Genomic DNA, 7,532 nt, shown 5'->3' with positions numbered 1-7,532 from the left:
CGGGGGCTCTAAACAGGTTCAGCATCCAGTTCGAAGACAGGCTTTTGCAGGATTAACAGCAACCCCGTTTACACAAAATTCAGTACACCCCCCGAAGCAGCCCCAACCCCCATTTCACCAACAAAGAACCGCCGCCCGAACACGAACGACGGCTTCAGACTGAGCTTCAAAACCCACGCAAAACCCGCGACGTCTTCCGCCACCAAGACTCATGCTGGCCAAACGGATCATCCACCAACACCGCCGGCATATCCCGCAAACGAATCCACGGTTCATCTTGCCAATGCAGCATGCAGAGCGACATCTTCGGCCAATCCAGCACGCTCAGCGTAGGACGCTCCACCTTATGCGAGAAGCGCTCGTCGCGTAGCGTAGGCACCACCTGGTGCGTAATCCACTCACGCAGCAACCGATACTCGGGACAGTAGTGATAAACCAGCAACGCATACACGCCCGATTCGCTCAGCATCAGACGTTCTTCGGTCAGCCCATGGACATGCACCCGCATCATTCGGCGCTGGTCGGGGTCAAGCTTGCGGGTCATGCGCTCGTCGAGGTGCTTGCTCATCAAACGTCCCAAGTCGGATGCGCTGAACCAAGCCTGGTTTTCAACCAGGAGGGCATGAAGATGGAGGTTGTGACGGGTGAACGATCCCGGGAGATAAGCATCAGGCATGATTGATCTCCACGGTATACGGAGAGCAGGGTGAAATTTTTGTGGGCATAACCACCTCTACGTTCGAAGGTTAGCGGCGCGAGCCCGACGTAGAGGATGTAAGAAAATCCCAACAAGCTATTTCCTTGCACAGAATTGCTCATGTTCTTAGACAACATGCGCTTCTATGTTCGGCGATCAGCTACTACGTTGGGCGTTTCTTAGGCACCTGCGACTAAGATAGGTAACGAGGCGATACGGCGTCAATGTGGAAGGATTCTGAGTTTTTCGTAGGGCAAAGGTAGCGCGCCTGCGCCAGAGTTAAACGCGGCTTGGCTTCTGCGGAACACAAAAAACCCCGTTTTCACGGGGTTTTAAGTTAAGTCGCTGGTGGTTCAGCTCAGGATTTCCCTCTCGAAATCAATCCCAGCTCAAAGCCCCACCCGTCTGATACTCAATCACTCGCGTCTCAAAGAAGTTCTTCTCTTTCTTCAAGTCCATGATCTCGCTCATCCAAGGGAACGGGTTAGTCGTGCCTGGATACTCTTCCTTCAGACCAATCTGCGACAGGCGACGGTTAGCGATGAACTTCAGATAGTCTTCCATCATCGCCGCATTCATCCCCAACACGCCGCGAGGCATGGTGTCGCGGGCGTATTCGATCTCCAGCTGCGTACCCTGCAGGATCATCTGGGTCGCTTCTTCCTTCATCTCGGCATCCCACAGGTGCGGGTTTTCGATCTTGATCTGGTTGATCACGTCGATGCCGAAGTTCAGGTGCATGGATTCGTCGCGCAGGATGTACTGGAACTGCTCGGCGACGCCGGTCATTTTGTTGCGGCGGCCCATGGAGAGGATCTGGGTGAAGCCGCAGTAGAAGAAGATGCCTTCCAGGACGCAGTAGTAGGCGATCAGGTTGCGCAGCAGCTCTTTGTCGGTGTCCGGGGTGCCGGTTTCGAACTTCGGATCGGAGATCGAACGGGTGTATTTCAGGCCCCAGGCGGCTTTTTTCGCGACCGATGGGATCTCGTGGTACATGTTGAAGATCTCGCCTTCATCCATGGCCAGCGATTCGATGCAGTACTGGTAGGCGTGGGTGTGGATCGCCTCTTCGAAGGCCTGGCGCAGGATGTACTGGCGGCATTCCGGGTTGGTGATCAGGCGGTACACGGCCAGGACCAGGTTGTTGGCCACCAGGGAGTCGGCGGTGGAGAAGAAGCCCAGGTTGCGCATCACGATGCGGCGCTCGTCGTCGGTCAGGCCTTCCGGGTTTTTCCAGAGGGCGATGTCGGCGGTCATGTTGACTTCTTGCGGCATCCAGTGGTTTGCGCAGCCGTCCAGGTACTTCTGCCAGGCCCAGTCGTATTTGAATGGCACGAGCTGGTTGAGGTCGGCGCGGCAGTTGATCATGCGCTTTTCGTCGACGGCGACACGGGCGGAGGCGCCTTCGAGTTCGGCGAGGCCTTCGGCGATGTCGAGTTTGTCGAGGGCGGCCTTGGCGCGAATGATCGCGGCCGAGTCGTTGGCCGTCACGGCCCGGGCTTCGAGGGCGGCGGCACCACCGGCGCTGTCGAGGCGGTCCATGTTGGCTTCAGAAGCGTGGCCGGCGTTGGCGCCTTTTACAGCGACTTCGCCGTCTTCTTTGTCGAATTCGTCCCAGCTCAGCATGACGTGTCGTCTCCTGCGTGAGGGCCAGATGCCCGATGAAGGCCTACTGGCCGCGGTGGATCTTGAAAAATCGTTTGTTGCAGCAGCTGACGCAGGCAATAAACAGAAAAATGTACGGGTCATTCCGGAGCGGCTGTGAACGCGAGGAGGCGATTTGGCCTCTGCGTGGGCTCCAGGTTGGCGTGATCCCCTGTAAGGGAATATTGCAGGCCCGTTTAAGGCGGCATTATAAGGACTTTTTTGCCTACGTGCTGCGGCGAAATAGCTCACAGAAGGGGTAGCGGCTGGCATATCCGCGTGGGAGCGAGGGTTTACAAGGCTTTGGCCGCTGAAGATTTTTTTTGCATGGATCGTATCGCGGTTTTTTTTGATCAAAAAACGAGCGTTTTTTGAAGGTTTGCACTACATGTTGTGTTTGTGGAGGGGTTTAAGCGGTTCTAGACACAACCAGGCCCGATCGAAACCGGGCCGTGGAAAATGTCAGTAATGATCAATCGGTATGGGCTGAACCGGTGTGATCGCTGCCGTCGCTAGCTACCGCGGTGGGGTCAGTGGTGGCGTGATCGTCACTGGCGATCGTGGCGCGATCCGTCTGCTCGTAACCCTTGATCGCGGCTGCGGAACCGGTGCGATCAAAACCGTCGGCGGCGAAAGTATTGGCGGCCAGCACGGACAGGGCAAGGGCGAAGATCAGTCTGCTTTTCATGGTGGTTGTTCCTGGTTCGATGACGTTGATCAGCCGTTGGAGCAGCCGTTGCCCATGACGCTGTAGCGCAGGATGTGGCGCTGGCCCTTGGAGTCGTCGTATTCCATCTTCGCCGGGACCACTTCGCAGACGTTCGGGATTTCGCTCATGGAAATGACTTTGGCGATGTCCAGGTGGGTGGAGTAGGTGTACTCCTCAATGGCCGGTTTTTGCTGTGCAGCATCGGTCGGGAGCTCGTCTGCCATCGCGGTGGCGCAAAGGCTGCCGAGGACCAGAACCCATAAAGCTTTCATCTGATTCACCTTTCTTGAAGTCGAGTGGGGTCACGCAACCTTTTTGGGGTTGCGTGTGGAGCGTGTATTGGAAGTTGGATTAACGGCCTTCGTGGGGGCTGTGTTGCGTTAATCGTGTTTGCCGGTTGGCGAGATGAATTTTAGGGAGTGGGGCGGGGCACAAAAAGACTCGGTTTTGATAAACACTGTTGGTTGATCTGGTAATAATCGCTGCAGGTGGGGGGATTGTCTGCTGTATCTATGTTGGATGGGCTACCGCCATCGCGAGCAAGCTCGGCTCCCACAGGCTCGGCTGCTGCACAGGGAAAAGCCTGGCGGGAGGGAGTTGCACGTTAGTACCGACATTTTGTAGGGACTTGTTACTACCATCGTCGAATGGTTCTATAGGCCCGCCCCGGGCTACAACGGGATCATACAAAAACAACTATTCACCGAGGTAAGAAAGATGAGTGCGGCTTCTGTGTATCCCGTTCGTCCCGAGGTTGCGGCCAATACGCTGACTGACGAGGCGACCTACAAGGCCATGTACCAGCAGTCGGTGGTCAACCCGGACGGCTTCTGGCGCGAGCAGGCCAAGCGCCTCGATTGGATCAAGCCTTTCACCACGGTGAAGCAGACGTCCTTCGACGATCACCATGTCGACATCAAGTGGTTCGCCGACGGCACCCTGAACGTTTCCTACAACTGCCTCGACCGTCACCTGGCCGAGCGCGGCGATCAGGTGGCGATTATCTGGGAGGGTGATGACCCTGCCGAGAGCCGCAACATTACCTATCGCGAGCTGCACGAAGAAGTCTGCAAGTTCGCCAACGCCCTGCGCGGCCAGGACGTGCATCGCGGCGACGTGGTGACGATCTACATGCCGATGATCCCCGAGGCCGTGGTCGCCATGCTGGCTTGTGCCCGGATCGGAGCGATCCACTCGGTTGTTTTCGGCGGCTTCTCGCCGGAAGCACTGGCCGGTCGGATCATCGACTGCAAGTCCAAAGTGGTGATCACCGCTGACGAAGGCGTCCGCGCCGGCAAGAAGATCCCGCTCAAGGCCAATGTCGATGACGCGTTGACCAACCCGGAAACCAGCAGCATCCAGAAAGTCATCGTGTGCAAGCGCACCGGTGGTGGCATCAAGTGGAACCAGCACCGCGACATCTGGTACGAAGACCTGATGAAAGTGGCCGGCACCGTTTGCGCGCCGAAGGAAATGGGCGCCGAAGAAGCGCTGTTCATCCTCTACACCTCCGGTTCCACCGGCAAGCCCAAGGGCGTGCAGCACACCACGGCCGGCTACTTGCTGTACGCGGCGCTGACCCATGAGCGCGTGTTCGACTACAAGCCGGGCGAGGTCTACTGGTGCACCGCCGACGTCGGCTGGGTCACCGGTCACAGCTATATCGTCTATGGCCCACTGGCCAACGGCGCGACCACACTGCTGTTCGAAGGCGTGCCGAACTACCCGGACATCACCCGAGTGGCCAAGGTTGTCGACAAGCACAAGGTCAACATCCTCTACACCGCGCCGACCGCCATCCGCGCGATGATGGCCTCGGGCACTGCCGCCGTCGAAGGTGCTGACGGCAGCAGCCTGCGCCTGTTGGGTTCGGTGGGCGAGCCGATCAACCCGGAAGCCTGGGACTGGTACTACAAGAATGTCGGCAAGGAGCGTTGCCCGATCGTCGACACCTGGTGGCAGACCGAAACCGGTGGCGTGCTGATCAGCCCACTGCCAGGCGCCACGGCATTGAAGCCAGGTTCGGCCACGCGTCCGTTCTTCGGTGTGGTGCCGGCGTTGGTGGACAACCTCGGCAACCTGATCGAAGGCGCGGCCGAAGGCAACCTGGTGATCCTCGATTCGTGGCCTGGCCAGGCGCGTACGCTGTACGGCGACCATGACCGTTTTGTCGACACCTACTTCAAGACTTTCAGCGGCATGTATTTCACCGGCGACGGTGCGCGTCGCGATGAGGATGGCTACTACTGGATCACCGGTCGGGTGGATGACGTGCTCAACGTGTCCGGCCACCGCATGGGCACGGCCGAGATCGAGAGCGCCATGGTCGCCCACCCGAAAGTCGCCGAAGCGGCGGTGGTCGGCGTGCCGCATGACATCAAGGGGCAGGGCATCTACGTCTATGTCACCCTCAATGCCGGCGAAGAAACCAGCGAGGCGCTGCGCCTGGAACTGAAGAACTGGGTGCGCAAGGAGATTGGTCCGATTGCTTCGCCGGATGTGATCCAGTGGGCGCCGGGGCTGCCGAAAACCCGCTCTGGCAAGATCATGCGCCGCATCCTGCGCAAGATCGCCACGGCGGAGTACGACGGGTTGGGTGATATCTCCACTCTGGCCGACCCGAGCGTGGTGGCGCATCTGATCGAGACGCACAAGACCATGAACGTGGCCTGACGGTAGTTTGTGACCTCAAGCAGCCCCGCCTGGCATTTGCCTGGCGGGGCTTTTTTGTGCGCGCCGTATGGCCTTTGTGGCGAGGGGATTTATCCCCGTTGGGCGGCGAAGCAGCCCCAAGATTCCCAACTGATTCTTCCTGATACACCGAGTTGCCTGGTTTTAGGGCCGCTTCGCAGCCCAACGGGGATAAATCCCCTCGCCACAGGTTGGGTGTTCGAATGACGGCGGTGCCTGGTTTTAGGGCTGCTTCACGCCCTGAGCTCTTCCGTCAACATGCATTCGTTGCCTCCGGCGCTCTTATCAAAGGCGAGTCGTGGCGGGCCAAGGCTTGTAAATAGACGCTCTCGTCATACTGGGATCCAGCATTCCAGCACCGATAAACGATCCTGATCCATTTAAAAGCCAGTGCCCTCAGGGCTGCTTGATGAGAGCAGCCTTTGGCCTTCTGCTGGCGATAGTACGCCCCTGCCCATACCGATTGATTGATGCTGTGGGCAGCCCACTCGACAAATGTCTGGCGCAAAAAGGTTGAACATTGATAGCGCCAGCGAACGATTTTCTTCTTGCCACTGCGCTCAGTAACCGGAGCGATCCCGGCATATCGCTGCATAGCACCAGCATCCTTGAAGCGATCACGTTGCTCACCAAAAGCTACCATTAGCCGTGGTGCAAGCTGTTGCCCGGCTCCAGGCAAGGATTTGAAGAGGCTGTAATCGGCCAGGGTATTGGCCGTTTCTTCGATCGCCGCATCAAACTGCTTGATCGCCACCAGCATCCCACTCAGTTGCGATGCCAGGGTCCGCACATACAGCGCTGAAGGGGTAACAATCCCCGGATCCTCTGTCAGCGGCGTGGCCTTGAGGATCAAGGCCAGACGCTGCTGATTGAGTTCTGCATGGCGAACATTATGCGCGTTAAGAAACTTCAAAACGCTTGTAGGCCGAGCACGTTTAAGTGTTTCCAACGTCGACCAGCGCTCCAGGAAATCACAAAACACCTGCGTGTCATGGTCGTGGAACAACTCCAGCGCCAACGGATAGTACTGCTTGAGCATGCAAACCAACCGATTACTGGTTCTTACCCGCTCATCAACCAAGGTTCTCCGATGTTCGGTCAAGCTAGCCAGAGAGCGTATGGCAGGACTTTGTTTCTCCTGCTGGGGAAATCTGTCGGGATGCTTGAGCAATAGCTCAAGTGCCCACTGGGCATCGCTCGGATCGTCCTTCGCACCGCTGGGAACAAAGGCCTTACGCTGCTTGGCTAAGGTGGCGGGGTTGATTGGGAACAAACAAAAAAAATCATATTTTTGCAGGGCCGCTATCAACGGTCCTTTGTCTAACTCCACGGCAATGGCGATAGGACCGCCATAACGCTGATACAGCGCATGAGCCCATTGATCAATAGCTTCGGGGTTGTGTCGGATGACCGAGAAGCACCGCTGGGCTTGCCCAGCAACCTGCAAGCAGACGTCATGTTTGGTATCGGCCCAATCAATTCCGATATAAGCAGTGAATTTCTGAGACAAGAGCGTTTGCATTGCACACCTCCATAGACGCTAAAGTACATGCAGGAACATGCATGCTTGCGTCCAGCGAAGGCGATATAGAGAGCCGTGCCCGGCTTTCCCTGAGTGTTCGTTAGAGGGCGCAAGCGCACCTGCTGGGCTCGAAGGTGAAGCAGTAATCATCGAAATGCGTTGCAGCCCTATTCGTAGCTCGCAGGTGCATGTTCCTTCCTCGCGACAACCGGACTCCAGCGAGTATCAGTATGGGGGAGCAAGGAACGGACTACCTATATCGCAGCCCA

6 protein-coding genes are annotated in these 7,532 nt (G+C 57.5%); 1 reads left to right on the top strand and 5 read right to left on the bottom strand.

Going from position 1 to position 7,532, the window contains the following annotated elements:
* Positions 1–166 precede the first annotated feature (166 nt).
* The 4 genes from BT116_RS29840 to BT116_RS29820 form a co-directional block, all read right to left on the bottom strand.
* The gene (locus tag BT116_RS29840; RefSeq protein WP_072349359.1) at positions 167–676 is read right to left on the bottom strand and encodes a BRO-N domain-containing protein; all 510 of its coding nucleotides are present in this window, start codon (positions 674–676) and stop codon (positions 167–169) included.
* A 399-nt stretch (positions 677–1,075) separates the two neighbouring features.
* Positions 1,076–2,323: a ribonucleotide-diphosphate reductase subunit beta gene (locus BT116_RS29835; protein WP_063324703.1), complete on the bottom strand. Its 1,248-nt coding sequence runs from the start codon at positions 2,321–2,323 to the stop codon at positions 1,076–1,078.
* 490 nt (positions 2,324–2,813) lie between these two features.
* Entirely contained in the window at positions 2,814–3,029 is a 216-nt protein-coding gene (locus BT116_RS29825; RefSeq protein ID WP_072349355.1) for a hypothetical protein, read from the bottom strand.
* Between the two features lie 29 nt (positions 3,030–3,058).
* Positions 3,059–3,322, bottom strand: coding sequence for a DUF2790 domain-containing protein (locus BT116_RS29820; RefSeq protein WP_003204807.1), 264 nt, complete (start codon positions 3,320–3,322; stop codon positions 3,059–3,061).
* Between the two features lie 445 nt (positions 3,323–3,767).
* On the opposite strand from BT116_RS29820, the gene acs reads away from it, so the two are divergent.
* Positions 3,768–5,723: an acetate--CoA ligase gene (acs, locus tag BT116_RS29815; RefSeq protein WP_072349353.1), complete on the top strand. Its 1,956-nt coding sequence runs from the start codon at positions 3,768–3,770 to the stop codon at positions 5,721–5,723.
* A gap of 271 nt (positions 5,724–5,994) precedes the next feature.
* On the opposite strand, the gene BT116_RS29810 is transcribed toward acs, so the two are convergent.
* Entirely contained in the window at positions 5,995–7,263 is a 1,269-nt protein-coding gene (locus BT116_RS29810) for an IS110 family RNA-guided transposase (RefSeq protein ID WP_072346410.1), read from the bottom strand.
* Between the last annotated feature and the right edge of the window lie 269 nt (positions 7,264–7,532).

This window comes from Pseudomonas sp. NFACC16-2 (assembly GCF_900119205.1).
Classification (GTDB): domain Bacteria; phylum Pseudomonadota; class Gammaproteobacteria; order Pseudomonadales; family Pseudomonadaceae; genus Aquipseudomonas; species Aquipseudomonas fluorescens_Q.
Note: the sequence above shows the minus strand (reverse complement) of the source record. Positions and strands in the feature narration are given on the sequence as shown.

What these genes read in the sequence shown, in the direction of transcription:
- BT116_RS29840 (WP_072349359.1), bottom strand. Translation starts at nt 676, where the DNA reads ATGCCTGATGCTTATCTCCCGGGATCGTTCACCCGTCACAACCTCCAT.
- BT116_RS29835 (WP_063324703.1), bottom strand. Translation starts at nt 2,323, where the DNA reads ATGCTGAGCTGGGACGAATTCGACAAAGAAGACGGCGAAGTCGCTGTA.
- BT116_RS29825 (WP_072349355.1), bottom strand. Translation starts at nt 3,029, where the DNA reads ATGAAAAGCAGACTGATCTTCGCCCTTGCCCTGTCCGTGCTGGCCGCC.
- BT116_RS29820 (WP_003204807.1), bottom strand. Translation starts at nt 3,322, where the DNA reads ATGAAAGCTTTATGGGTTCTGGTCCTCGGCAGCCTTTGCGCCACCGCG.
- acs (WP_072349353.1), top strand. Translation starts at nt 3,768, where the DNA reads ATGAGTGCGGCTTCTGTGTATCCCGTTCGTCCCGAGGTTGCGGCCAAT.
- BT116_RS29810 (WP_072346410.1), bottom strand. Translation starts at nt 7,263, where the DNA reads ATGCAAACGCTCTTGTCTCAGAAATTCACTGCTTATATCGGAATTGAT.